The sequence below is a fragment of the Lentibacillus amyloliquefaciens genome (assembly GCF_001307805.1).
Taxonomy (GTDB): Bacteria; Bacillota; Bacilli; order Bacillales; family Amphibacillaceae; genus Lentibacillus; species Lentibacillus amyloliquefaciens.
Genome location: NZ_CP013862.1, coordinates 1586869 through 1612653, shown reverse-complemented (window position 1 = coordinate 1612653; position 25785 = coordinate 1586869). Strand labels below are relative to the sequence as shown.

At 43.6% G+C, this 25785-nt stretch carries 30 protein-coding genes, 1 pseudogene and 2 riboswitches; of the genes and pseudogenes, 23 read left to right on the top strand and 8 right to left on the bottom strand.

Annotated elements, in window-relative coordinates:
- Nucleotides 1-153: 153 nt before the first annotated feature.
- Both AOX59_RS08090 and AOX59_RS08085 read left to right on the top strand, forming a co-directional pair.
- Nucleotides 154-384, top strand: coding sequence for a DUF3953 domain-containing protein (locus AOX59_RS08090; protein WP_169792868.1), 231 nt, complete (start codon nt 154-156; stop codon nt 382-384).
- A gap of 180 nt (nt 385-564) precedes the next feature.
- Nucleotides 565-1872: a DUF2254 domain-containing protein gene (locus AOX59_RS08085; protein ID WP_068444378.1), complete on the top strand. Its 1308-nt coding sequence runs from the start codon at nt 565-567 to the stop codon at nt 1870-1872.
- Nucleotides 1873-2389: 517 nt separating this feature from the next.
- Here the strand turns inward: AOX59_RS08085 and AOX59_RS08080 are convergent.
- Nucleotides 2390-2704, bottom strand: coding sequence for a hypothetical protein (locus tag AOX59_RS08080; protein WP_068444375.1), 315 nt, complete (start codon nt 2702-2704; stop codon nt 2390-2392).
- 327 nt (nt 2705-3031) lie between these two features.
- Here AOX59_RS08080 and AOX59_RS08075 point away from each other — a divergent pair, with 327 nt between their 5' ends.
- The 4 genes from AOX59_RS08075 to AOX59_RS08060 all read left to right on the top strand — a co-directional run bounded on the left by AOX59_RS08075 (nt 3032) and on the right by AOX59_RS08060 (nt 4436).
- The gene (locus AOX59_RS08075) at nt 3032-3280 is read left to right on the top strand and encodes a hypothetical protein (protein ID WP_068444373.1); all 249 of its coding nucleotides are present in this window, start codon (nt 3032-3034) and stop codon (nt 3278-3280) included.
- Between the two features lie 18 nt (nt 3281-3298).
- Nucleotides 3299-3586, top strand: coding sequence for a hypothetical protein (locus AOX59_RS08070; protein ID WP_068444370.1), 288 nt, complete (start codon nt 3299-3301; stop codon nt 3584-3586).
- A gap of 76 nt (nt 3587-3662) precedes the next feature.
- Nucleotides 3663-4130, top strand: coding sequence for a GNAT family N-acetyltransferase (locus AOX59_RS08065; protein WP_068444368.1), 468 nt, complete (start codon nt 3663-3665; stop codon nt 4128-4130).
- A 36-nt stretch (nt 4131-4166) separates the two neighbouring features.
- Entirely contained in the window at nt 4167-4436 is a 270-nt protein-coding gene (locus AOX59_RS08060; protein WP_068444366.1) for a cupin domain-containing protein, read from the top strand.
- 50 nt (nt 4437-4486) lie between these two features.
- On the opposite strand, the gene trhA is transcribed toward AOX59_RS08060, so the two are convergent.
- On the bottom strand, nt 4487-5128 hold the full coding sequence (trhA, locus tag AOX59_RS08055) for a PAQR family membrane homeostasis protein TrhA (protein ID WP_068448206.1): 642 nt from the start codon (nt 5126-5128) through the stop codon (nt 4487-4489).
- Nucleotides 5129-5513: 385 nt separating this feature from the next.
- Here trhA and AOX59_RS08050 point away from each other — a divergent pair, with 385 nt between their 5' ends.
- The 14 genes from AOX59_RS08050 (at nt 5514) to AOX59_RS07985 (ending at nt 17681) form a co-directional block, all read left to right on the top strand.
- Nucleotides 5514-5798 (top strand): hypothetical protein, encoded by a 285-nt coding sequence (locus AOX59_RS08050; protein WP_068444363.1) that lies wholly within the window; start codon nt 5514-5516, stop codon nt 5796-5798.
- A 290-nt stretch (nt 5799-6088) separates the two neighbouring features.
- Nucleotides 6089-6275, top strand: a riboswitch (cobalamin riboswitch).
- A gap of 124 nt (nt 6276-6399) precedes the next feature.
- The gene (locus AOX59_RS08045) at nt 6400-7386 is read left to right on the top strand and encodes an ABC transporter substrate-binding protein (protein ID WP_068444360.1); all 987 of its coding nucleotides are present in this window, start codon (nt 6400-6402) and stop codon (nt 7384-7386) included.
- Nucleotides 7387-7402: 16 nt separating this feature from the next.
- Nucleotides 7403-8404, top strand: coding sequence for a FecCD family ABC transporter permease (locus tag AOX59_RS08040; RefSeq protein WP_068448203.1), 1002 nt, complete (start codon nt 7403-7405; stop codon nt 8402-8404).
- A 91-nt stretch (nt 8405-8495) separates the two neighbouring features.
- On the top strand, nt 8496-9959 hold the full coding sequence (locus AOX59_RS08035; RefSeq protein ID WP_068444357.1) for an adenosylcobinamide amidohydrolase: 1464 nt from the start codon (nt 8496-8498) through the stop codon (nt 9957-9959).
- Between the two features lie 114 nt (nt 9960-10073).
- Nucleotides 10074-11039, top strand: coding sequence for an adenosylcobinamide-phosphate synthase CbiB (cbiB, locus tag AOX59_RS08030; RefSeq protein ID WP_068444354.1), 966 nt, complete (start codon nt 10074-10076; stop codon nt 11037-11039).
- Nucleotides 11014-12090, top strand: a complete 1077-nt coding sequence (gene cobD, locus AOX59_RS08025; protein WP_068444351.1) for a threonine-phosphate decarboxylase CobD — start codon at nt 11014-11016, stop codon at nt 12088-12090. The genes cbiB and cobD overlap by 26 nt, the downstream gene beginning before the upstream one ends.
- Nucleotides 12072-12632: a bifunctional adenosylcobinamide kinase/adenosylcobinamide-phosphate guanylyltransferase gene (locus tag AOX59_RS08020; RefSeq protein WP_068444348.1), complete on the top strand. Its 561-nt coding sequence runs from the start codon at nt 12072-12074 to the stop codon at nt 12630-12632. Before cobD ends, AOX59_RS08020 begins: the two co-directional genes overlap by 19 nt.
- Nucleotides 12629-13474: a cobyric acid synthase gene (locus tag AOX59_RS08015; RefSeq protein WP_068444345.1), complete on the top strand. Its 846-nt coding sequence runs from the start codon at nt 12629-12631 to the stop codon at nt 13472-13474. The genes AOX59_RS08020 and AOX59_RS08015 overlap by 4 nt, the downstream gene beginning before the upstream one ends.
- Nucleotides 13464-14270 carry an adenosylcobinamide-GDP ribazoletransferase gene (gene cobS, locus AOX59_RS08010; protein WP_068444343.1) on the top strand — a complete coding sequence of 269 codons (807 nt, stop codon included), beginning with the start codon at nt 13464-13466 and terminating at the stop codon, nt 14268-14270. Before AOX59_RS08015 ends, cobS begins: the two co-directional genes overlap by 11 nt.
- The gene (locus AOX59_RS08005) at nt 14228-14854 is read left to right on the top strand and encodes a histidine phosphatase family protein (protein WP_068444340.1); all 627 of its coding nucleotides are present in this window, start codon (nt 14228-14230) and stop codon (nt 14852-14854) included. The genes cobS and AOX59_RS08005 overlap by 43 nt, the downstream gene beginning before the upstream one ends.
- Complete coding sequence (locus AOX59_RS08000; protein ID WP_068444336.1) at nt 14806-15252, top strand: bifunctional adenosylcobinamide kinase/adenosylcobinamide-phosphate guanylyltransferase; 447 nt, start codon at nt 14806-14808, stop codon at nt 15250-15252. Before AOX59_RS08005 ends, AOX59_RS08000 begins: the two co-directional genes overlap by 49 nt.
- A complete protein-coding gene (locus AOX59_RS07995) occupies nt 15253-15837 on the top strand; it encodes a cob(I)yrinic acid a,c-diamide adenosyltransferase (protein ID WP_068444334.1) in 585 nt (194 codons plus the stop codon).
- 172 nt (nt 15838-16009) lie between these two features.
- On the top strand, nt 16010-16723 hold the full coding sequence (locus tag AOX59_RS07990) for a hypothetical protein (RefSeq protein WP_068444331.1): 714 nt from the start codon (nt 16010-16012) through the stop codon (nt 16721-16723).
- A 286-nt stretch (nt 16724-17009) separates the two neighbouring features.
- The gene (locus AOX59_RS07985) at nt 17010-17681 is read left to right on the top strand and encodes a uracil-DNA glycosylase (RefSeq protein WP_068444328.1); all 672 of its coding nucleotides are present in this window, start codon (nt 17010-17012) and stop codon (nt 17679-17681) included.
- An 11-nt stretch (nt 17682-17692) separates the two neighbouring features.
- On the opposite strand, the gene AOX59_RS07980 is transcribed toward AOX59_RS07985, so the two are convergent.
- The gene (locus tag AOX59_RS07980) at nt 17693-18490 is read right to left on the bottom strand and encodes an N-acetylmuramoyl-L-alanine amidase (protein ID WP_068444326.1); all 798 of its coding nucleotides are present in this window, start codon (nt 18488-18490) and stop codon (nt 17693-17695) included.
- A 636-nt stretch (nt 18491-19126) separates the two neighbouring features.
- Between AOX59_RS07980 and AOX59_RS07975 the strand changes: the two genes are divergently transcribed.
- The 3 genes from AOX59_RS07975 to AOX59_RS07970 all read left to right on the top strand — a co-directional run bounded on the left by AOX59_RS07975 (nt 19127) and on the right by AOX59_RS07970 (nt 20634).
- On the top strand, nt 19127-19825 hold the full coding sequence (locus AOX59_RS07975; RefSeq protein WP_068444323.1) for a YrrS family protein: 699 nt from the start codon (nt 19127-19129) through the stop codon (nt 19823-19825).
- Between the two features lie 140 nt (nt 19826-19965).
- Nucleotides 19966-20163 (top strand): acyl-CoA thioester hydrolase/BAAT C-terminal domain-containing protein, encoded by a 198-nt coding sequence (locus AOX59_RS20705; RefSeq protein ID WP_082684155.1) that lies wholly within the window; start codon nt 19966-19968, stop codon nt 20161-20163.
- 165 nt (nt 20164-20328) lie between these two features.
- Nucleotides 20329-20634, top strand: coding sequence for a nuclear transport factor 2 family protein (locus tag AOX59_RS07970; RefSeq protein WP_068444320.1), 306 nt, complete (start codon nt 20329-20331; stop codon nt 20632-20634).
- 105 nt (nt 20635-20739) lie between these two features.
- On the opposite strand, the gene AOX59_RS07965 is transcribed toward AOX59_RS07970, so the two are convergent.
- The 5 genes and pseudogenes from AOX59_RS07965 to AOX59_RS07945 all read right to left on the bottom strand — a co-directional run bounded on the left by AOX59_RS07965 (nt 20740) and on the right by AOX59_RS07945 (nt 25416).
- The gene (locus tag AOX59_RS07965) at nt 20740-21417 is read right to left on the bottom strand and encodes a YhjD/YihY/BrkB family envelope integrity protein (protein WP_237049395.1); all 678 of its coding nucleotides are present in this window, start codon (nt 21415-21417) and stop codon (nt 20740-20742) included.
- The gene (locus AOX59_RS07960; RefSeq protein WP_068444312.1) at nt 21407-21739 is read right to left on the bottom strand and encodes a PadR family transcriptional regulator; all 333 of its coding nucleotides are present in this window, start codon (nt 21737-21739) and stop codon (nt 21407-21409) included. The genes AOX59_RS07965 and AOX59_RS07960 overlap by 11 nt, the downstream gene beginning before the upstream one ends.
- A gap of 347 nt (nt 21740-22086) precedes the next feature.
- Nucleotides 22087-22541 (bottom strand): annotated as a pseudogene (locus AOX59_RS07955) (OsmC family protein).
- An 89-nt stretch (nt 22542-22630) separates the two neighbouring features.
- Nucleotides 22631-22754, bottom strand: a riboswitch (SAM riboswitch).
- A 127-nt stretch (nt 22755-22881) separates the two neighbouring features.
- Entirely contained in the window at nt 22882-24477 is a 1596-nt protein-coding gene (locus AOX59_RS07950; RefSeq protein ID WP_068444309.1) for an ABC transporter permease, read from the bottom strand.
- 147 nt (nt 24478-24624) lie between these two features.
- Nucleotides 24625-25416 (bottom strand): N-acetylmuramoyl-L-alanine amidase, encoded by a 792-nt coding sequence (locus tag AOX59_RS07945; RefSeq protein ID WP_068444304.1) that lies wholly within the window; start codon nt 25414-25416, stop codon nt 24625-24627.
- Nucleotides 25417-25785: the final 369 nt, after the last annotated feature.

Below are 25785 nucleotides of genomic sequence, written 5' to 3'. Positions count from 1 at the left end.
AATGCGTATACTTGTTCTTTTAAAGGATTGTTTTTAATCCCGCTTTATTGTGATTATTCCGCTCCACCAATAACGATAAACTTCTCATAGCGGAATATCAAACGATACTTCATGATGGCTATGGGGACAGCCCCCCAGTATAAAGGAGGAGGAATGATGAAGGCTATTAAATTCATTTTAGCAGTTACAGTGGTTCTTCTATCAGGTTATAGTTTAATCACCGGTGAATACGGGAGTTTGCCCTATACACAATTGCTTTTGGGACTGATGCTTTTGGTCATGGGGATGACAGAAATGCAGGAAGAGCGAAAGGCTATTGCCATTCTTCTTTACCTTTCCGGGGGATTTAGTTTATTTGTAAGTTTTTATATTATTTTAAGCTGATTCTGTTGTGATAGTGGAAAACAAATCAGAAATAAGGGAAGCGTCAATCATGAATAATGTTTTGTTCTTTAATGCGGAGGGAAGACTGAGGTTAGTTACACAATCTTGCTCGTTTGGTAATAGCAACGCCGTGTTATTTAAGTAAAGGTATATGAAGGATTTTTTAGAAAGAGGATTAGCATGAAGAAAACGTCATTATGGACAACCGTTCGTGATAGTTTCTGGTTTCTACCCATCGTATATGGGATATGTTCGATAATTGCAGCGCTTGTCATAACAGCATTGGATGTTTGGCTGGTTCCTAAAGTATCCGGCAGCATACCGGACATTTTACTTACAGGCCAAAGCATATCAAAACAGCTTTATGCTGCTTTAATTACAGCGATGCTGACGATGACAACGATAAGTTTCTCAACGATTATGGTGATGCTGACGACATATTCATCCCAGTTTTCACCTCGAGCATTACAGGACTTTATGCAAAGTAAAATCACTCAACATGTGTTGGGTGTTTACACGTTCGGATTTATTTTTGTACTGATTAATTTATGGCTATTAACAGAAACGAATCAAAAAGACTTGCTGAGCCCTCTCTTCACCGTTGTGATTACGATTATTTCACTGGGCTTTTTTATTTTATTTATCCATTTCTCTGCACGGTGGGCGCAAGTGAACTTCCTGATTGGCGTTATACGTAACAAAACATCGCAATTAATAAGAGAAACGTTTGCAGAAAGAACGTATGGCGAACACCAGCATTGGGATCATTCGCAAATTCAGACCATTAGAGAAAATGATAGACAAACAATTCAGGCCAGACGCTCGGGGTATATTCAACAAGTGAATTATAACTATCTGATTAACTGGGCTAGTGACAATGATATGGTGTTAGAGGCAACTTTTCAGGTCGGTGATTATGCTCCTAAAGGAATGCCGGTTTTTTACTTTTGGTCTTTAGGGGACAAAAACGATAAATTAGCCGAACACGACTATTTTTTAGTCATTGGTGATGAACGTACCGACCTTCAGGATATTGGATTTTCAATCGAAAAATTGGTTGAGATTGCAGTGAAATCACTGTCAACCGGTATGAATGATCCGAACACTGCGATTAACTGTATTCACCGCATTGGCGGTTTGCTTTCGGAACTAGCCGGTAATTATCGTTCGGTCACGTATTTCTCCGATAACGATGGGGATTTGCGGTTAATTATGGAACAAAAGAATTTTCGGGACTATTTATTCAAAAGTTTTTACCAAATCAAGCATTACGGGAAAGATGACATATCAGTCGTATATAACATTATCGACACATTGTATAAGGTTGCGATCGTTAGTGAGGCCTCCATTCAAAAAGAAGTCTGGCACTTCGCTAAATACGTTTTAGAAGCTGTTGATGTAGAGAATCTCGCGTCATTGGACTATCAGCACCTTAAAGATGTAACGGACAAATTTGCTCGTTATAGTGGAGAAGAATTGAATTTTTAAAGTGCCTGTCATTTCCCGTTTTAAGTCGCATTTTTATCTAGTACGGGGCAGATAACAACAATAACAGCCTAAATCAAAAAGATATGCGGGATAATGTCGTAGTACGTGGGAACCCAGCAAGAATTATTAAATAAAATCGATTTATAGGGACTATAATGGCTGACACACCTGAAACAAATAAGGATTATAGTTTCAAGAAAAGCGGTAAAAGAAATGGCAAAAGCAAATGAAGGTGGCAGAGGATTAGCAACTTCTGGTTTAATCTGCAGTATGGTTAGTATTTAAGATTATTATAACGTTAACGGGTACGCGCCAGGGTTCCTGATAAAGCGTGAAATGCAGGAAACTACTATATTCAATTTTGCGACGGACGCGACTGAAAAGAACGCTCCGCTGAATGTAGTTTCACTTTTTTCCGCAGCTAATGGCCAGTAACCCCGCCGAAGCGACGTCTGGCTGTCATTTAGAAATCAGCCATACATTTAGTTTCCCTTCCTCGAAAACGCACCCTTTAGTTTTATAAATATAAGATGACCATAACGATTAAACTAATTATAGTATAAAGAACAGAGCCATAGAACACGGCACCAACGTTTGCTTTCATATCGTTATTCTCTTTCCGGATTTTCCACCCAGCCTCGCTTGCCTCGAAAGCCGCTCCTTTAGATAATGCACCCCCGCTGCTGCTGAAAAAGAAAATGATAACTGATAAACCCAGACCAATGAAGAAACTCCACTCACCATATGAGAAAGTAAAAATGATACTTGCAATCCACACAGCGATAGCAATTATTATTGAGGATAGTATTGACCAGCCAATAACTTTTTTCATTCATCATCCTCCTCTGATAATATCTTACGCATCTATTACTGATTAAGTTTCGTGTTTTCGAAATTTTCCAAGTTTTTCGCTGATCAAATATTGACTGGAAAAGAATTTACGCCCAAACTATGTAATGTATTCGTTAATAAAGGCCTCTATCTTAAAGACCATTTTTTTATAAAAGGGTTTTATTTAGCAGCTCGCGCTTTCGACCGGAGCGGGCAGGGTATTAGTTGAGAATGAGGAGTCATTGCAAGATCGGGTCAAGCTATTGAACAAATTTGGAGTGAAAGTGGGTATTCAAAATGACCAGTTGGGAGGAGAAAGATGATATGAGTGAGGAACACAAGAAGAAAATTAAAGAGCAATATGCCGGTCCCTCCTGCATTAGACGTTCCGATTCACCTAAACAGATGGCTGGCGCTGACCGAACCAGATGATCAAATAAAAGAACAAATTATCCAAGATATAAATACTGAGATTGAGACGGGGAATATAAGAACAGGCCTTTCTCCATACATAAAGAATGGCGAAACGATGTTTAAACAGAAATGGATTAAACTTATCGGAAAGAAAGCGGATTAAAATGAGAGAGGAGATTGTATGGATGAAAATAAACCATCGCTAAAAGAAGCCATTTTCAATGACCGTAAATATTCAATAACGAAAAGAGCAGGCGTTATAATATTCATTATACTGTTACCCATTATTCAACTCATAAATGATAGTTTCGGTTTTGCTTTAGTGTTAACAGCTACTATTACCGGTATCATTTATTTCATCAGCAAACTTTACTTTTATAATACAACGATCATCGTCAAAGATATTATATTCCTCATAATATTTGTCGCATTGCTCTTTTGGGGGATTTATATATTTTACACCTTGTGACATCACTTGTGTAAAGGTTTTTAACAATAATGTATCTTTGTGCTGGGATCGCCAGTTAAGTACAGGGGGAATAAAAATGACAATAACATTTGAACCAATGAGTGAAGAGCGGTTTAACACCTATTATGAGACAAAACTGCAAGACTACGCCGATGAACATGTCAAAGCAGGGAACTGGCATAAAGCGGATGCGCTGGAAAATGCGCAGCATCAGTTTAAGCAATTGCTGCCTGATGGACTGAAAACGAAAGACCATAACTTATTGACAATCATGAGCGACCATGAAGCGGTCGGGATATTGTGGCTCTTTGTTAAGCATAACGAAGAGGACAAGCAGGCATTTATCTATGATATTGAGCTTGATGAAAACCAGCGCGGCAAAGGGTATGGCAACCTGACGATGGCTAGTTTGGAGAAATATGCCAAATCAGAAGGTATCAGCCGGATAGGCCTTCATGTATTTGCGCATAATGAACGTGCTTTTGCGCTGTATCAAAAGATGGGTTATGAAGTAAAGAGTTATAATATGTCGAAAAAGATTTGATGCCAGATGCTGAATTTAATTTGAAAGGGTGTTCATATGACGTCACTTAATGCTCATGATTGGATCAGGAAATTAAATCTGGAACCTCATCCGGAGGGCGGTTTTTACAAACAGACATATGCTGCGGAGGCTTTGGAAGATCATGTTTTGTACACAAGTATATATTTCCTGCTGCGGGCAGGGGATGTTTCACATTTTCACCGGCTTAAATCTGATGAATTATGGTACTTTCATGCAGGCAGTCCGCTTGAAATCCATATGGCAGAAATTGGGGACAGACCCCGACAAGGGAAAAATGGCATATGAACGCATTAATGGAGAGTAAATGATCTGGTCAGTTGCAGAAAATCACAGAATTACTCCAGAAGTGTCATGACACTTAAAAAGTGCAGGACACTTCCTGCGATAACAAAAAGGTGCCAAACGGCATGGTGAAACTTAAAACCCCGCCAAACGTAAAAAACGGCCCCTAACGTATATAACAAGCCGCCTACAACGAGATACGCTAACCCGCTTGGCTGAAGTGTTTCGATTAAAGGCCCCCACGCCAAAATAATTAGCCATCCCATCAAAACATACAGCACAGTTGAAGTGAACAAGAACTTTTTAACGAAGAACGCCTTAAAAACGGTCCCGCCAATCGCCATTCCCCATACAATCCCGAAAATGGTCCATCCTAAAGCACCTTCAACGACCGTAAACATGTACGGTGTATAAGTGCCGGCGATAAAAAAGTAGATAGATGAGTGATCAAATACTTCAAACAAATCCTTAACTTTGCTTCCTTCCGGGAAGGCATGCAGCAATGTAGAGGATGTATACATGAGAAGCATTGTAAAACCAAATATGGTGAAACTTACAACGTGCCAGGCGGTCCCTACCAATGAAGAATATACAATTAATAACACTAATGCTGTTAAGCTGAATAGAATGCCTACTCCATGCGTAATGGAATTCGCAACTTCCTCACCTTTACTGAAAGTGTGTGTGTTAGCTATTTTAATCACTCCTTTTGATGACAAAGCTGCATCGTCAGCTGATAAATTTTTGCTAACACAGTTTAACATAAAATTTCTTGTTTCCTACAGCGGTTGCAATCGATGTGAAGAGCATCTAGTGTAATACGTATAGTGTGGATATAGTGTGATAAATGCATTCAGGAGGGGCGAATGATGAAAATGTGTAAAAGACCAGTTTTATTAATTTTCGGTATAATTATTCTGGCTGCCGGTGTGGCGGATATTAAATACAAAGGATTATTTTTCAGGATGTTGCCTGAATCGGTTCAAGGGTGTTTAAGTGAACATAAATGATATAGATTACGTTAAAGAGATGGTGTATAATAAAACTGGAAGTACATACGACAATTGGGGAGGGGCTTGAATGAGTGATGTGCCAACCAGTCAAATATTGCAGGCAATTAAAGAACTGCAAGACCAGATGAATGAAGGATTTGAAAAAGTGGATCAGCGTTTTGAAGCGATGGAAAAACGATTTGAAGAACGTGTTGTTGAAGTCGATCAGCGTTTTAATGAAGTTGATAGACGATTTGACCAAACAGATGACAAAATAGATAGAGTACAAATTGACGCAGATTTGCTCGAAAAGAAAGTGCTGAACTGTGAACAGGATATTTACTATATTAAAAGAAAAGTTGGATTAGAATAAAATCAGCTGCCGTCTGTGGGTAACAGATTTCGGGATCTGTCGCAAACATTATAAATGTAACGAAATTAACTGCTAAATCAAACAGCCATTAGCAGTCTTTTTTTGTTTTACGGCAAGGGCCGGGCGTATGACTGTGTATTGATTTGCAGTCTATGCAGTGAACCAACACTATAATGATTCAGGAAGTGTGTGCGGGGAGTTTTGATGCGAATCAAATTATCTATTTATCTGGCTTTTTTAAAACGTGACAGATTTTGCAACATTATGTATAATTGAATTCAGCGAATAACTGAATAGCTTTGGGTACAGGTGATTTCGATTCGTGAAATCTTGAAAGGGAAGCTGGTGAAAGTCCAGCGCGGTCCCGCCACTGTAATTGCGAGCTAGCTGCTATAACCACTGTACATGTAAATGTATGGGAAGGTGCAGCTAGTGATGAGCAAGAGCCAGGAGACCTGCCTGTGCCTATCGTGCACCAATGCCTACGGGGAATAGGAGGGTGTAAGGGGACAGGTTTATGCACTGCTCTTTTACATAGTCATCTTCATTTCTCGTGAAGATGTTTTTTTATTTTATTCTACATACAACAGGGGGTATTTAAGTGAAAAAGATTTTTTCTTTCATGCTATTAATAATGTTAACACTGGGTCTCTTAGTCGGCTGCGGTTCTGATAGTGCTGACTCGGAAAATGAGACCGGGAGTACGGATGAAAGCACCGAACAAACAGATGCGGAGGAATCAGCTTTTCCGTTGACGGTAACAGATGCGCTTGACAATGAATTAACAATTGATGAGAAACCGAAGCGGATTGTTTCCTTAATTCCAAGTAATACCGAAATAGCCTTTGCACTTGGGTTGGGAGAGGAAATCGTTGGTGTTTCTGACAATGACAATTATCCGGAAGAAGTGGAGGAAAAAGAGAAGGTAGGCGGCATGGAGCTAAATGTGGAGGCAATTATCGGCTTGGAGCCCGACCTTGTGCTTGCGCATGCTTCCGGTGCACATAACTCCGAAGCAGCCTTGCAGCAGATTCGGGATGCGGGTATCAATGTATTTGTGGTGCACGATGCACAGGATATCGAAAGTGTTTATGGGTCGATTGAACAAGTTGCTCAGGTTACCGGTACACAGGAAAAGGCAGAAGAAATTGTCGGCAATATGAAAGAGGAATTTGCAGCATTAAGTGAAAAGACCGAGGCAATCAGTGATGATGAACGTCAATCTGTCTTTTTTGAAGTAGCACCTGCACCGGAAATTTTTACGGCCGGGAAAAATACATTTTTTCAGGATCTGCTGGAAGTCGTCAATGCAGATAATGCGGCGCACGAACAAGATGGCTGGGTACAAATCGATCCTGAGGCCATTGTGGAGCTTAACCCGGATGTCATTATCACAACGTATGGACATTATGCAGATAATCCAGTCGAACAAGTCACAAATCGCGATGGCTGGGGAGATATGACGGCGGTGGAGAATGAGCAGGTTTACGATGTGCATTCCGATCTTGTCAGTCGTCCGGGTCCCCGCTTAGTGGAAGGTGCAAAGGAGATCGCTGAAGTTGTCTACCCGGAACTTTTTGAAGAATAATCATTTGACTGCATATATGCTGGCAATGGCCTTCTTGCTTGTATCAATGCTTGTGGCCATATCCGTCGGCAGTGTATCTGTTCCTGTTTCAGATATCGTAAAAATTATTGGTGCACAGGTTCTTCGCTTACCGATATCTGATCAGGTTGATACGACAGATGTGAATATTGTTTCGCAAATCCGATTGCCCAGAGTGCTGCTTGCCGGTTTTGTCGGAGCTTCTCTTGCGATAGCGGGAGCGGCATTCCAGGGCCTTTTGCGAAATCCATTGGCAGATCCGTATATTTTGGGTGTTTCTTCCGGCGCTTCTGTGGGGGCAGTTGCAACATTGTTTTTTAACATTTCAATTCCTTTTTTTGGGCTTTTTACGCTGCCGGCACTAAGTATTGCCGGTGCCTTAGTGACCATTTTGCTAGTGCTGTTTTTTGCCAGAAGAGTCGACCGGACGATGCGGGTCGAGACGATTATTTTAACAGGTATTATTTTCAGTTCCTTTTTGGGAGCGTTTATTTCATTGATTATTGCCCTTACGAGTGATCAGCTGCAGCAAATTATGGGCTGGCTGCTTGGCAGTGTATCCATGCGGGGATGGCGTTATGTCGGAATTATTGTCCCGTTTTTCATCCTGGGATCGTTGCTGCTTTTAATGAACACCAGCGAGTTAAATGCGATGTCATTCGGGGAAGAACGGGCACAGCACCTTGGTGTTGATGTCGAAAAGCGAAAATTGATGGTTCTTGTTGCTGGCTCAATTCTGACTGGGGCAGCAGTGGCTGTATCCGGGGCAATCGGATTTGTCGGGCTGGTGATTCCCCATTTAACCAGGCGTTTATGGGGACCCGACCATGTTCATCTTCTCCCATTATCCATTTTAACCGGGGCGGGATTTTTGATGTTGACGGATCTTTTATCGCGAACCATTATATCCCCGCAGATTCTGCCCATTGGCGTGATCACGGCGTTAATCGGTGCGCCGGTGTTCGCACTTATTTTGATGAAACAACGAAGAAGATCGTAAAGCGGCGATTTTTGCATCGAGTAACACGATGATGCAAAAATCGATCGAGCCCATCGGAAAATCGAGCGGCACCGAGAAGGAGGTGAGTGTCATGTTGAACCTGGAGCAAGTGTCAGGCGGCTATGGCGGTGAGCCGGTTATTCAAGATATCAGTTTTTCCATTTCGCAAGGGGAATTCTTTGGAATATTGGGGCCGAATGGAAGCGGCAAAACGACGCTCTTGAAAATGATCAGTGGTCTGATCCCTAATAGTTCGGGTTCGATTCAATTGAATCATACAAACATCCGCTATTTTTCCCGGAAAGCATTAGCGAAGAAAATGGCTGTTCTGCCGCAGCTGACGGCACATGCGTTTTCATATACGGTGAGAGAGACGGTTGCGCTTGGAAGGTACGCGCATCGTCAGGGCTTTTTTCAGACGTGGACATCTGAAGATGAGCGTGTACTTCACACTGTTATGGAGCAGACGAATATTACGGCATTTCAGCACCAGACGATTCAGGAACTCTCAGGCGGGGAGCAGCAGCGGGTGTTTTTAGCCCAGGCATTAGCTCAAGAGCCTGATTTGCTGCTGCTTGACGAACCGACCAATCACTTGGATTTAGCCTATCAGAAGGATTTGCTGGATCTGTTAAAAAAAGAAACGAAGCAAGATGGATTAACCGTTGTGTCGATTTTCCACGATTTGAATCTTGCAAGTCTCTACTGTGACCGGCTGCTGTTGCTTGACGACGGCAGGGAGCGCGCAATCCATTCACCTGATGGCGTCCTGACCGAGAGCTTGATTAAAGACGTTTACAAGACGAATGTGCGAAAATATCCACACCCGGTGGTTGCTAAACCGCAGATGCATTTGCTGCCTGATGCAACTGAAACGCACGATAGATCAACACTGATCGGTCCATCGATGTTAAACATTCAGCCGGAACACATTGCCTTGACCTCACCCATTCCGCTTAGAACATTGTCTTCCGGGGTGTGCGGTGCGGGAATCGGCTGGAACACCCAATTTGTCAATCGTCATGTTCCAAATGATTATGACTGTTCCGATCCGACAGGTGAGATGCAGGATTATTTAGAAAAAAATGGTTTTGATGTGTCGCGCACAGTCGGCATGATGACCGCAGTTGAGCTTAAAAATGCTGCCTACAGCCTTTGGGAAAATGACCAAATCTCCATTTATACCGTTGTGACTGCCGGGACAGGAAATGCAAAAGACAGCACACAACCAGTCGCGCAACCCATAAGGCAGGGAACAATCAATATTTGGGTGTTTATCAATGGCCACTTAACCGATGAAGCATTTATCCAGGCGATTATGACCGCTACAGAGGCAAAGGCACAAGGGTTAAGAGAACTAGACATCAGGGACAGGCAGACGGGTACCATTGCAACAGGTACCTCAACAGACAGTATTCTGGTGGCTGCCACGCAACAGGGAGAATTGGTGCCGTATGCAGGAACCGCAACAGAGCTTGGTCAATTCATCGGCCAAAGTGTTTATGCCGAAACTAAAAAAGCCATCAAGCGTGATCCCGCATATAAAGGACAGTAATCCGCGAAATTACGGCAACTAACTGTCCGTAAATGTCCGATTCTGTTCAACTAACATTCATTGAAGGAAAGCACTTCACTGAATGAAGTTTCACTTTATCAGGCGAGGTAGGATATGATCATTTATCATTTAGTCAGTATCACATTTGCTCTCATGATCGACCGGATAATTGGAGATCCGCCTTCATGGCCGCACCCGGTACGCTGGATTGGATCTTTTATTTCCTGGCTCGAACGTCGGCTGAATAAAGGCGCCCGTCGACGAGCTAAAGGCATTATTTTGCTAATTATTGTGACGCTTGCAGTATTTTCTATGACATGGCTGATTGTATGGGGAGCTTATCAAGCTCATACAATAGCCGGACTCGCGGCAGAGTCGGCGATCATCACGACAACTATCGCTCAAAACGATTTGAAAAAAGCGGCGATGAGCGTTTATCAGCCATTAAAAGCCGGCGATATGCCAGAGGCCAGATGTGCGGTGTCGATGATTGTCGGCAGAGACACGCAATACCTGAATGAATCCGGGATTACCAGAGCAACTGTCGAAACTGTTGCCGAAAATGTCAGTGACGGCATTACAGCGCCATTATTCTGGGCATTGTTCGGCGGTGCCCCGCTGGCAATGGCATACCGTGCTGTTAATACGTGTGATTCGATGGTTGGCTACAAAAATACCCGTTACCGCCATTTCGGCTGGGCATCGGCTCGGTTTGACGATATCGTTAACTGGATTCCAAGCCGCATTACCGGAGTTTGTATGATTCTTGTCTACCGGTCTCCTTACATACCGAAAAGAAAGGCTTGTCACCATTTGAAACGAGAGGCCGCTAAGCATCCGAGTCCGAACAGCGGCTGGGGAGAGGCGGCCGTTGCACTTCTTCTGGGTGTTCAGCTTGGTGGCACGAATTTCTATCAAGGCATCAAATCGGAGCGGGCTGTTATGGGGCTGCCGCAGAAAGACTTGGAAAAGGGAGACATCAAAGCGGCTGTATCGATTATGGAACGTTCGGCTTGGTTCTTTTTAATATTGTTATGGATTGGAGGAGGATGTTATGCGGTTGCCGGCACATGGCTCTAATCCGGATCATCTGTTTAGTGCTTTGGGCATGACAAAACCTGCAGAAATAGTCGACTTCAGTGTGAATATTAATCCGTTGGGTGCACCTGGAGCCATTAAAGATCACTGGCCAAGCTTGCTTGCGGAAATAGATGATTATCCGGATCCATCAGCTTCAGAATTGAAACAGATGATTGGCGATCATGAAGGTGTGGCAGCATCTCAGTTGCTGCCCGGAAATGGCGCATCAGAACTCATTACGTTAATCGCCCGTTATCTCCACGGAAAAAAGGTACTGATCATCCATCCGGCTTTTTCCGAATATGCGTCTGCCTGCAGGAATGAAGACTGTACCATTTTTTACCATGTTGTTCATCCGCCACACTGGCAGTTGGAAAAGCAAGCATTGCAAAAGGATATTGAAAACGTTGATGCTGTCTTCGTTTGCCATCCGAATAACCCTACAGGTGTGCAATATGACAAGCCGGCTGTCGATTGGCTGATTGATGCGTGTGAACAGTCCAAAACGCTTTTAATCATCGATGAAGCGTTTTATGATTTCGCATCTGATCCTGTAACGTTTATTCAAAAAGCGGTCAGGTCACGATTTCTGCTGGTACTGCGATCACTCACAAAAATGTACTCTATTGCAGGACTGCGCCTGGGATTTCTGGCAGGGCAGCAGGAACTTCTTGCCCGTATTCAAAAAACACAGCCGCATTGGAGCCTCAATGCCATTGCCTTAAAAGCAGGGGTTTTGTGCTTGAATGATCAGCAGCACAGCAGACAGACGCGGCAGTATATGGACACAGAGAGGGCCCGGTTATTCTCGTTTTTAAAGGAAAACGAGTTTCTGCACAGCCCATCAGCGATCAACTTTTACCTGATTAAAGATCCCTCACTGGATGACCAGGAGGCATTATTCCAGTTTTTATTGCAAAGAGGGCTTGTGTTGCGACATACGTATAACTTTCCCGGACTTGAAGGAACATGGTTTCGGGTGGCCATTAAAAAGAAAGCGGAAAACGATTTATTGATGGAGGCGCTGGCCGAATGGAAACAGGGAAACTGACTTTTATTACTGGCGGAGTTCGGAGCGGGAAGAGCTCGTATGCTGAGAAAGCCGCTATTAAGTTAGGTCAAAACTTGCAAGCAAACCTGCATTATATTGCGTGCGGCATGCCTTCTGATAAGGAGATGACGGCCCGGATTGCCCGCCACAAGGAAGACCGGCAAAACGCATCCGTTCACTGGGAAACATGGGAATGTCCGTATCATCTGCATCGTATTGCCAAGCATTTTTCAAAACAGGATATACTCGTCCTCGATTGCGTGACAACGCTATTGAACAATTATTTATTTGACTGCAACATGGATGATCCTGAACGTGTCATCGATTATCTATTAACCGATATCGTAAGTCTCCAGGAAACGTCTGCCGCTTTAATTGTCGTTTCCAATGAAGTAACAATAGGGCTGCCATTTGAGGAACCATCCATTAAAAAATATCAATACATACTCGGAAACGTTCATCAAGCGATAGTCGATCAATCAGATACCGCTTATTTAGTCGAAAACGGGATTCCGATTTGCAAGAAAGGAGCAGCGCAATGAGAGGGGTTATGATTCAAGGGACCGCGTCAAATGTCGGGAAAAGTCTTCTGACAACTGCTCTGTGCCGGTTGTTTGCAGAAAAAGGATATGCCGCTGTGCCATTCAAAGCACAAAACATGTCCAACCGTACGATTCAAATGGAAGATGGAAAAGAGATGAGTATTGCGCAGGCCCAGCAAGCAGAAGCAGCAGGTCTTTTGCCTTCTGAATATATGAATCCGATTGTTTTAAAGCCTTCCGAAGATCATCAGACCGAGGTGATTTTTATGGGTGAGCCCGTCAGAACCATTAATGGCAGGGATTATCAAACAATCTATTACAATGAAGCACGAAAAACAATTCAATCGGCGCTCGAGAAGTTAGACGAGCAGTATGATCTCATTTTTCTCGAAGGGGCGGGCAGTCCGGTGGAAATGAACTTAAAGGCGCAAGATCTCTCCAATATGGCGCTGGCCGAAATGGCAGATGTTCCTGTCATCCTGGTTACTGATATTGACAGAGGGGGTGCTTTTGCAAGTATTGCCGGGACATTGGCCTTGCTTGAGCAGGAAGAACGAAATCGGGTGAAGGGGCTCGTCATTAATAAATTTCATGGCGATATCACGTCGTTTACTTCAGGCAGCGAGTGGCTTGAAGCCTATACCGGGATTCCTGTTTTGGGCGTTATGCCGCACATCGAACATGCCCTCGTGGAAGAAGATCGTTTAAGCTCGCCAGAAGTTGTCACTGCCAATGTCACGGAAAAAGAAGCGACGTATACAAAATTGGCGAGGCATTTAGAAAACCATTTGGATTGGCGAAAATTACTGACAATCATGCTGGGTGACGCGCATGCTTACTAGTTTGCGCGGCATTTTGACAGGGCTGGGCATTAACCTTCAGTTTTTCACAACCATTCCGATAAAAAGAGAGCTCCCGATGAGCCGTTTTCATTTGTCATTTGCACTGCGGACATTCCCGCTCCTAGGTTTGCTGCAGGGGGTCATCTATGCATCTGTTTTGTTTGTGTTTTTGTCATATACACCTTTTTCTGAAGTGATAATCGCGCTTTGTTTATGGCTTGTTATGATTTTGCTGTCAGGTGGTATTCATCTGGACGGTCTTATTGACACAAGCGATGCCTATTTTTCCTACCGGGAACCCGAGAAGCGGCTGGAGGTGATGCAGGATCCCCGTGTCGGTGCATTTGGTGTCCTGTCTGTTGTCGTATTTCTTGGCGTGCGTTTTGTGATTCTTTATAAGTTGGTCACCATGGCACATGATGGGACATATTTGTTGGTTGTGCTGATTCCGTTTCTTGGAAAAATGCTGATGGGTGCTTATTTGCAGGTGTTGCCGGCGGCTCGAAATAATGGCATGGCCCACTTTTTCAAACAAGGTGCGAGCCGGTCATTTTGGGTGGTTTATGGATTCTATTTAATCACAATTGGCAGTTTGATAGGGCTATTAAACAGTGAATTATTGGCGAGCTATTTTATCCTCGTCAGCTTTATGATCGTTATAGGCTATATAATCGCTTCGAAAATAAAGAAGCATTTCGGCGGCATATCGGGTGATACATTAGGTGCGAGTTCAGAAGGGATGGAATTGGTATTATGGATCGTTATGTGGCTGTTACACTCTTTCGCCATGGTGTAACAGCGGAAAATTTGGAAAAGAAATACTTGGGCTGGTCTGATCCGCCGATTACTAAGAAGGCCAGGCGTGCATTAAAAGCACTGCGAAGCAACATGCCGCGTTACGATTTCTGTGTTTCAAGTGACTTAGCACGATGCAGGCAAACAGCTGATATTCTTTGCCAAGGATCGCGGCATATGGCAAACGAAGCATTTCGTGAAATGAATTTTGGTCAGTGGGAATTAAAAACATATGCAGATCTTTGTCATGATGCAGCATACCAGAAATGGCTGGATGATCCTTTTTCCAAGCAGACGCCCGATGGGGAAAGTTTTGCCGATATGGAAAAAAGGGTGCTGAACGGCTGGCATTCATTAGTGGAAAGCATCAATGATCAGGGTTACGGGGAAGTTTTGCTGGTGACACACGGCGGGGTCATCCGCTCCCTGTTAATCGAACTTGCTGATGAGGCAAAATCTTTCTGGCAATGGTACATTCCGCATGGTAACGGGATCAGGCTTTCCTGGACTTATCATGACTGGAAGGAGGGCGGCCGGTGCACTTCATTACAGGTGGTGCCTTCAATGGAAAACGAAAATGGGTGAAAAACCACTATACTAAAGATCATTGCTTATGGTTGAGCGCTTATGACAGTGATATGCTATCGAAACAGTTCTATGAAACGATTCCGGCTGTTGTGGTATTGGAAGGGCTTGAACAATGGATTTATACAGAAATAGATTCAGCGCTGCCACCGGATATCCAGCGCCAAAGCATACTGAATCAAATCAACCCCTGGCTGAAGTGGGAACAAGCTGACAGCCACCGGAAGCTTGTTATCATCGGTACAGACATTTCCAAAGGGATTGTGCCGATAGATAAACGAAAGCGACTGTGGCGGGATATAACCGGGTGGGTTTATCAGGATTTAGTGAAACAAGCAGAGCGGGCTGATGTAATCTGGTATGGCATGGAACAAACGATAAAAAGGGAGAGATTTTGAATGCGACTTTATACAAAATCAGGTGACAAAGGGCAGACAAGTGTCATTGGCGGAAGATTGGACAAAGACGACATTCGCGTTGAAGCGTACGGAACAATCGATGAGGTGAATTCATTTGTCGGAAAGGCGATTTCGGAATTGGATAACGCCATTTTCCCGGATATTGTGGCAGACCTTGAAAAAATTCAGCACGAGCTGTTCGACTGCGGCTCAGAATTATCCAATATCAAAGATGAACGCGACCATAAGTTGACTGAAGAGCCGATTACTTACCTGGAAGACAAAATGGATGAATTGATTGATGAAGCATCGGAACTGGAACGTTTTATATTACCGGGCGGCTCAGATGCTTCAGCCTCGATTCATATCGCCCGAACAGTCGCACGCCGGGCTGAACGAATGATTGTATCGCTTATGAAAGCAGAAGATGACATCTCACCTGTCCCATTAAAATATGTAAATCGCCTGTCGGACTATTTTTTTGCAGCTGCACGCGTCATCAACGCCAGGTTGAATGTGCCGGATGTCGAGTACGCCCGCAGCGCAAAAGTTTTCCGCGGATCCAATAAGAAGAAAGAAGGATAAAAGCGCGTGTCAACCCGAGCGACAGCAGCACCAAATCACGCGTGAGTGGCATCAAATCGATCGAGGGAGGCGCCAAATCGAGCGAGGGTGGAACCAAATCGATCGAGAGCGACACAACTTCGATCGGAAGCACGGCGGTAAAATTGTCCGTCTAAAAAGGAGCTGATCAGTAATGAACAATGTTGTCATACTGCCATTGACAGCTGAAAAAGAGCTCGTTATTGCATCAGATAACAGTGGAGGGATTGGTGAAAAGCGGCATGATGCAGTCGGAACATCGAATACCGTTGTGGGTCGCTTCGCCTGTCGTGTGGCTGTGATGGAATGCCTTGCTGCAGGAGGTGCCGTGCAAGCAGTCGTCATGCAGAACTTTACCAGTGACGAGGCCTGGCTGGATTATAAACATGGTGCAGAACAGGTATTGGATGAATTGGATTTAGCTGAGCTTCCCATCACCGGAAGCACTGAGAGCAATTTTCCCGGCTTGCAATCAGGCCTTGGTCTGACAGTTATTGGGACACGGTCAATCAGAAAAACAAGCGATTTCTCAGGCCAAGAAGCATTCGCGGTTATCGGGACACCACTGGTCGGCCAAGACGTGCTGGAACAACCTGAGAAAGTTGCACCGCTTTGGTTATTTCAGCATTTGAGCCGGCTGGAAACGGTGAAAGCATTGCTCCCGATTGGTTCAAAGGGTGTTGCGGCGGCATGGCGGAACTGGACGCAACGGACGAATCAACTGGATTGCGTGCTCGATTTGGAAAAATCCGCCGGCCCGGCCACCTGTTTTTTGATTGCTTTTGACAAAGGAAATGAAACGAAATTAAGAGAAATCGCCGGTTCCTATTTTCATAGGCTGATACCTGTTGATGATGATGAATCGTAGGCGAGTTTAAATTGGAGAAATTTGCGTAAGGATGATTAAAATCAATGGCGTGTGCTCTAATGTGAGGCAAAAGTATCGCGCGAAATCTCGTGGTGACCGCGCGAAATACCACGATAACCGCGCGATTTTAAAGGAACACCGCGCGAAATTTACCACAAACTGCGCGAATGAGCAATTTAACCGGGCGTGCCATCCCAACCCTAACCAAACTAATCCCATTTTCAGTCTTGCCATGACGTGATATGATAATCTATATGCTATTTAAGATTGTTGGGGGTTTGAAATTTTGACTATATTAACGAATGACTGGGCGCCGGTCATGGCAGATGAGTTTGAAAAAGACTACTACCTGGAGCTGCGTTCGTTTTTAAAACAGGCGTATGGCAGCACAACGGTTTATCCGGATATGTATGATATCTTTAATGCGCTTCATTATACAACCTATGAAAATACGAAAGTGGTCATTCTCGGGCAGGATCCGTATCATGGCCCGAATCAGGCGCATGGGCTGAGCTTTTCCGTTCAGCCGCATGTTTCAATACCGCCTTCATTAAAAAACATTTATAAAGAACTAAGCGATGATCTCGGGATTCAAAGTCCGAATCACGGCTGCCTGACAGACTGGGCTGAACAAGGTGTCCTTCTGTTGAACACGGTTCTGACAGTAAGGGCAGGCAAACCGGCTTCCCACAGAGGCAAAGGATGGGAAAATTTCACAAATGAAGTTATCCGTCAGGTGAATGCCAAGCAGGATCCGGTCGTATTTATTCTGTGGGGACGCCATGCCCAGGCCAAAGAAGCATTCATTACCGGGCGGCACCATTTGATCATTAAATCGCCGCATCCTAGTCCTTTTTCCGCGCATAAAGGATTCTTTGGCAGCCAGCCGTTTTCCCGTACCAATGACTTTCTGAAACAGGCAGGCCGGCCGCCGATAGACTGGCATCTGCAGGAGTGAATTCACCGGGTCTAACGTTTTTTAGCGGTTATATACGCGTCGTCAATACCTGCACCACGGACGGCTTTCAATTGTGCTTCAGCATTTTTCCTGCTTGAAAATGCACCGGCTTGAATACGATACCAAGGCTTTCCGGAAATGGTTGTTTCGGTGATAAACACGTCGATGTCATGCGACCCGAGCTGTTTTACACGCTTCTTGGCATTATCGTTTGAATGAAAACCGCCAGCGATGACTTTATAGAGTGCCTTGCTGGATGTCGTCAGCTTCAATTTAAATGCTTTCGCCAGTCCGTTAACATGACCGCGCGCTACAGATTGCCGCCATTCTGGATCAGCCATAAGCCGTGCGTCGTGTGTGTTGTCGATAAATCCATTTTCCGTCAATAGTGCCGGCATTGCGGTTTCCCTCAGCACATGAAAATTTCTTTTTTTCCGTCCGCGGTCCGACAGCTGATTGACCTTCATGATTTCATGATGAATGGTCTTCTGAAAAGCCGCTGTTTTGGACGCATCTGTTAAGCTACTGTGGATAAAGTCCTCATACCCACGGGCAACACCGTTAAACGAATTGCAATGAATGGATAAATAAAAATCGGCACCCCAAGCATTTGCTTCATTTGTCCGCTCACGCAAGCTTTTCGTCCGGTCATCCGAACGGCTCATGCGTACGTGAACCCCTTTATAGTCATGCGTTAATACATTCCTGATTCGAAGCGCAATATCAAGATTCAGCGATTTCTCGTTGATGCCATTCCCCTGAGCGCCGGGGTCTGACCCGCCATGCCCCGGATCTAAGTACAGTTTCATCGACAAAACTCCCTTCCATCTAATAGTCGTAATGCGAGAAAGCCAATCACCTATGGCTGTAAGGTCTGGAATATCATAAAAACGTGACAGCGGGTGTTCTTTTAGCTATGCTTGTTAGCAAGGGCTTTTTGCTGTCCCAGCGGATTGTATTGGTGATATGACTTCTTATAACGACAATCGAAGAATCTGCGGAAATGGGGGCAAGCGCTGCAATAAAAAACTGTTTGGGTGGGGCAGGGAACATCAACGGGGAACGATAGTGCTATTAGTTTGTGTATATATGTATCTGCCGACCTATATCGCCGGCCAACACATTTTTGAAAAATGCATGATGCACATGAATGACTCGTAAGACTAGGGACCCCGGAAAAATTGCCGGGAAGAACGAATAAACTTTACTGTCTGGAGCATATATTGAACAGTTTATGTGAACTGACTGCTTATTTAAAAAAGCACGATACAAGCATTTATGGTGATCATATGCTAATTTAAAATAGCAGCGACAATAAGCTTATGTTTTCAAGATATAATTTAAGTTTTGAAGTCTATGTTATTTGGGAATGGACAGTTAACAAATCTCGATAATTATTCTTACTATCTGAGATTACTATTGAGGTTTTGGGAAAGGAGACGAACATGAATACACGATCTGGCATGCGCAGGAATAAAAATAACAAAAATTTTATACTGAATTCCCTGATTGGTGTTGTCTTTATCCTTATATTAGCTGTTGTAGGAAACATGATATTTAACGATAGCGACGCCACCACCGAAGATCAGCAAAACACGGGTGGGTCAAATGGACAGGATAATGACGTTGAAATCACTGAAGGTGAAAATGCTGATCAAAATTCTGAATCAGTAAACTCTGATCAGGAATCGAACAATGAACAGGAAGAAAGCGAATCTCAGCAAGACACAAGCGATAATAGTGAGCAGCAAGGTCAGGAAGAAAATGAATCTCAGCAAGACACCAGTGATAATAATGAACAACAAGATAAAGAAGAAAACGAATCGCAGCAAGAAGAGCAGGATGGAAACGGCGTTAATTCAGACCAAATTGGCGAACCCATCGGCACTTCCCAGACAGGACAGCATACTTCCAGTTATGACAAAGGTTCAGTTGATTGGAATGAAAAGGTGAAAGCCATTCAAATGGCAACGGGTCTGAATGACAGCATGACGATCTGGCACTTGGGAAATGGCGGCGGTCCGCAAAAATCAGTCGGTGAAGTCAGTCCTGAAGGTGTCCAGGACTGGATGTATGTCGTCAATCTCGAGTGGGTTGATGAAAAAGGTTGGAAAGTGACGAATGTTAATAAACAAAGCCGGTAACAAGAAATGGCGATTGAATTAAGCAGTTCACTTACGGTGGAAACAATATAAAATCACATGGTATTTAGCGTACTAAGTTAAACAAAAGTTAGTACGCTATTTTTTTGAACTAATTACGTTCAAATCAACAATTTCATGGTATTCTGAATATTTGTGTTAAAATTACGGTTAGGAAAGAAGTTTTTTACGAAGGCGCCGGTCATTTCTCGTCTTTTCCATATAGCTTCCCTTCAATTCCAAGTAACGTCGTCATGCAGTTGGGGAGTGGAATGGCGATGACTTTTGACGGCTCAAAATCAGCAAATGCCAGGGCAACAACAGATTCATGGAAAAAATAAAAGAATTTCATAATACAATCCATTCATGAATAAAAGTTGTTCCTTAAAAGGGTGCGATGCTGAATTAATAAGGATTTTGTCTTTTATTGCTGAAAAACAGGAAAAAAACCAAACCTTATCGAACTGCTATAGCAACATAAAATCAGGCAAGGGAGGTATTTTGATTTGACGGTTTATGATGGAAAGCAGATTTACGAATTATGGGTAAAAGCTTGGAATGAGGATATTTCTGTACTCAATGAAATAACGTCTTCTGACTGCACGGTTCATCAGGCAAGAACTGACGGGAAAATTTCGGATGAAATAAAAGGCTCAGAAGCATTAAAGGGGATCATTACGGATGGTTGCGCGTTTTTTGATGATGTGAAAATGACGATTGAAGTAGGTCCTATCGTAGACAAATCATACGTATCAGCACGTTGGGAATTCACAGGGTCTTATAGAAGTAAAAAAAGCCTAATTTTCTGCTAACAGGATTGAGGAATTAGGCTTTTTTTAGCGTAGGTTTTTTTCACATATTGGTGCGGTCACAGATAATCTTTTTAAATAAAATGAGGTTTTGTCTTAAAGACGAATTCAAATCCTTTTCCTGATGAGCCACCCCAGGATTCCAAGAACGCCCCCGACCAACAGACTTACATAGACCGGAAACTCCACAACCGGACCGAATGCTGGCATGACATAGTAAATCAGGAGAAAAACGAGAAACACCAGACATCCAAACAGCCAAGCGCCTATGAATTCGGTTACGCGTTTGATCTTTTTAAAACAGGACCAGCGAATATATTGGATGACAGCATAGGCAAACAGAAAAACAAGCACTATTGCTATAATGGCTTTCAAAGCAAATGATCCTGTATGAATAACTTTAACTGAATCACCCTGATCAAACAGATAAAAAGCAATCATATCAATAACCCCTGTGAGTAAAGTACTCGCCGCAAGAAAATATAACATTCCCATTGTAATCAGACCTGTTGTCTCTTTGGTGGCTATTTTCGGAAGTTCTCCGATAATTTCATCCGCATACTGTTTCGGCTGTGTTCCAAATACATCTTCGGCAGATCGTCCTTCCGCTTGTGCCTCCAGCAAATGATCCAGCATCTCGGTTAGGATTTCTTCTGTTTCTTGTTCTGATTTCTTATAAGAAACCCGTAAATATATAAGCATATCCTCATAATATTTGCGGTTTTCTTCCGTTAGCTCTTTTCGTTTCCGGTTATTGTCTTCAATCAGTTTGTTCTTATCCATCATATGCCTCCTCTTCCATTAACCGGTCCACCGGCGTTTTGATTTCTTTCCAATTCCCCTTGAATTCTTCCAGAGCCTTTGCACCCTCGCCAGTAAGGAAATAATATTTCCGATTAGGGCCGCTTGGCGATTTTTTCATTTCTCCCCTAATCAGCTTTTCCTTTTGCAGCCGGAGCAGAACGGGATAGATCGAACCTTCACTGACAGTAAGGCCATAATCCTGCAGCTTGACTGATAATTCATAGCCATACACCGTTTTACGTGAAATTATAGCGAGAATACAGCCTTCTAATATACCTTTTAACAGCTGACTCCTAAGCGACAAAGCATCCACCTACTTTGTAATACAATATAGTTGGGCAAAAAAAGGTTCTTCCAAAATCGTTTATGTATCTTGTATTACAATGTAGCATATCAGATCGTTTACTAACTTGCAATACATAATAGTGAAATTAAGCAAACAGGTGAGTTTGTAAGGAGAATAAACTATAATAAACCAGCTCAGTTCCAATTAACTGAGCTGGTTTATTAATAGACAAAGATAACCATACTGATATTTCAAGGTTTTCACTACAAGTGAACTACTTAGAGTTCGCACCTTATCACGATACGGCTTATTTCCATCCGATTAGAGATAGCTGTTTGAAAGACAGACGCCTTTTTATTTTATGCTTATTTGTTCACCTTGTTTTCAATGACGACTTTTGAAGAGCCAAGATTAACCTGATTTGCGATGCTATCCCCAACAGGGCAATGCGCTTCAATAAATTCCTTGTATGCCTGTAATTTATCTTCCGGGGCGTCTGTTTCAATATGAAATGTATAGCGAATATCGGAAAATCCAGGCCGGACATCCGATTTGCCAAGGAAGCCATCCAAATCAATATCGCCTTCTAATTCGACCCAAAAGTTTTTAAGATCAACCTCGAATTTTTCGGCATAAGTTCTGGCAACAATCGACTGGCATGCACCCAGAGAAGAAAGCAACAGTTCGACCGGATTCATTCCTTGGTCTGTACCACCTAAATTTTCAGGTTCATCCACGATAACTTTATGCCCCTGGATTCTGTTTCAACTAATAGATTGTCCTTTAAAACCGTCTTCGCACTAACTGTCGTATTTGCCATTTTAAAATTTCTCCTTTTTGAGTTATTAAAAACCCTTCTCATTCAGCGATGAGAAGGGTTAACAAAAGAGAGGTCATTTTGTCGGTCCCTTCTCATCTATGGAATCTTAGTGGATTCCTCTGAATTTGGCACCTGATTCAATCTGAAAATATCAGCATCAAACTGGTTGCCGAGAGTTCACAGGGTCAGTCCCTCCCTCTCTCTTGATAAGAAGTGGTTTTAATCTATATTAATCTTATTGGAATTATTATATATACTAACACGATATAAGCTGACAGTACAATAGATTTTTCAAAGTTTTTTGGTTCATGGTTTTGTGCAGGGGAGGAGGTATCACCCCTCAACCTTCCAAATCCCGTCTTCTGTAACCAATAAATCCGGTAACCATCAGCACAATCGCAATTCCTGTTATCCAGATGATATTTTCAAAATCCATATCGGCAGCAGGCAGCTGTGGGACATGTTCGAAAACGGACAGGTTATTCAGCCATTCCGGCAGTTCGAGCATGTCGCCGATATAAACTGTCACGAAACCGTAGAATACATACGCCCAGACAAATGTCGCTATCTTTGGAAGCAGTCCGATCAGCAATATGGCAAGCCCGATGATCAGCCACATGGCAGGCAGGTAGACGAATGCAGCCGAAAAGATGGTGGCAAGCTCCAAAGGTTCATCCATGACGCTCAACCCTGCAGACCATAACCCCAATGCCACGAGTGCCTGCATCATGACACTTACCACAATAGCGAGAATAAGATAATTGCTCAACAGATGCATCCGTGACACAGCACGACTGTATATATTTTCAGAACGATGCTTCATTTCTTCCCCTTTAACATGCAACACACCCATGACGGCCGGTACAGTGCTGACGAGTGCCATAATAGCCATCAAGAGCGAAATGAATTGATCGGTCATGTTGCTGCCGGGATTGTCCGCTAGCATGGCTTCAATGAAAGCGACATCTGAAAAATATTTTTCCAAATCGCCAAGAATGAAACCGAACGCCGCGCTCAAGAGAAACAAACAGATGCCCCAAATCAAAAGATTGGTGCGCTGCAGGTGCAGAATCAGGCCAAATGGTTTCTGCAAGAAAGTTGATGCATGAATTCTACCGCTTTTTGCCGAAATGAACCCGGCATCAAGGTCGCGGATGCCGTGTAGCCAGAAAGCGACAAGTGTTAAAACAATTGTGAGAGTGAGAAAGAGAAAAATTAGCCACCAGTCATCCGTGATAAAAACATTCGTTCTGACAGTCCAGCCAAGCGGTGACATAAGGGAAATGACGTCACTGTTCACATCTCCGACTGCCCGCATCAAATAGGCAGCGATCAGTGATCCAAACGCCAGCATGCTGGTGCCACGCGCTGTTTCAGCCAGTTGAGCGAAAACTGCCGTAAAACCGGCAAACGTCAAACCGGTTCCGGCCAAAATTGAACCGTACAGAAATGAACTTTCCATACCGATGCCGTCTATTCCAAGGGCTGTCAGTCCAAGTCCGGTGAAAAGAGCAAGAATCACATTTGCCAAAACGATGACAATAACTGCAGCACTCATATACGCGAGGCGGCCTGTCGGAAGTGACCGGATCATTTCAACCCGCCCGTCTTCTTCATCAGCACGGGTCATCCGTGTGACGAGCAGAATATTCATGATGGCTACGGTGATAGCGGTGAACAGCAGCATTTCGTTCGCGAATAAAGCGCCGATCGCTGTGTATTCTTCCATGTCATATCCGATGCCGATCATCGCAATCATGGCAGGGTTTTCCATCGTTATCGCAAATGCTTGTTTCGCCTGCATATCCGGATACATCGTCGGATAAGCCGATGCGGCAGCCAATGTGACGCCAATCAGACCGGCGAGCCAAATGAAAAGCTTGAACCGCTGCTGGCGCAGGATTAATTTGGTTAAAAGTAATGTGCCGTTAAACATTTTCCGAACGCCCCCAAAACTGTCATCTGATTCCTATTATAGATGTATATGATTCAATTCACAAAAATAGATGAATAGTTAGACAGCAAAAGACCCGGCAATCCACCGGGTCTGAAATGGGAAAAGATTGGCAGATTCTTTGTCCCGCTAGTCCTGCATGATATATGCATCGTCAATACCTGCGTCATGGACGGCTGCCAGTCTTGTCTCGGCATTTTCCCGTCCTGAGAAAGCACCGGCCTGCACGCGATACCATTGCTCACCTTCAATCGTGACTGCCGAAGCAAACGATTCGATGCCCTGCGATTGAAGAGCATCTACCCTGTCTTCCGCATTTTCTTTGGATTGGAATGACCCGGCGATGACTTTATACAGTGTTCCATCGTCTTCTTTTTCCGCCAGGTTGAACGCTTTTGCCAACCCGATTACATGACCCTGCGCTACAGTTTGCCGCCATGAAGCGTCTTTTATTAAATCAGCATCATGTGCGTTATCGATAAACCCGTTTTCTGTTAAGAGTGCGGACATCGTTGTTTCTCTCAGCACGTGAAAATTCGCTTGTTTCTGCCCGCGGTTTCGAAGCTGATTTACCTCAGTCACTTCCGCGTGAATAATATCCTGGTACCGTGCGGTCGTCGATGAACCGGATAAGCTGCTGTGAATAAAGTCCTCATATCCTTGGGCATTCCCATTAAATGAATTGCAATGAATCGACAAATAATAGTCCGCGCCCCAGGTATTCGCTTCATTGGTCCGATGACTCAGGTTTTTCGTACTGTCATCTGTACGGCTCATGCGCACATTAATATTCCTGTAGTCACTGGCTAAGATGTCACGGATGCGGCGCGCAATATCCAAGTTGATATTTTTTTCATCCATGCCATTTCCCTGTGCACCGGGGTCAGAACCGCCATGTCCCGGATCCAAATATAATTTCATCAAAAAAACTCCTTTCATGTCGTTTAATATAATGTATTTTTAGGAAGCGAATCACAATTGGACAAAATGGTCAGACTGACGCAAATTGAGAAACGTATCAGAGGATGAACGTCTGCATAACGGCTTTCCACGGCGTTTGAGGATGAGCCCGGTGTTTAGTACGGTACCGCTTCTTCTTGTCGGGATACGGTTGTATGGGAAACATCAGTCCGAAAACAGGAAACATCAACCGGGTATCATTGATATTAAGTGTTGTTCTTCTATCAAATTCAAAAAGACCAGTCAATATTTCCTGACTGGTCTAATAGGGTAAATGAAAAACGTAAATCCAGTAATCATACAAGCTTTTCCCGCATGTAACTGCCTCAA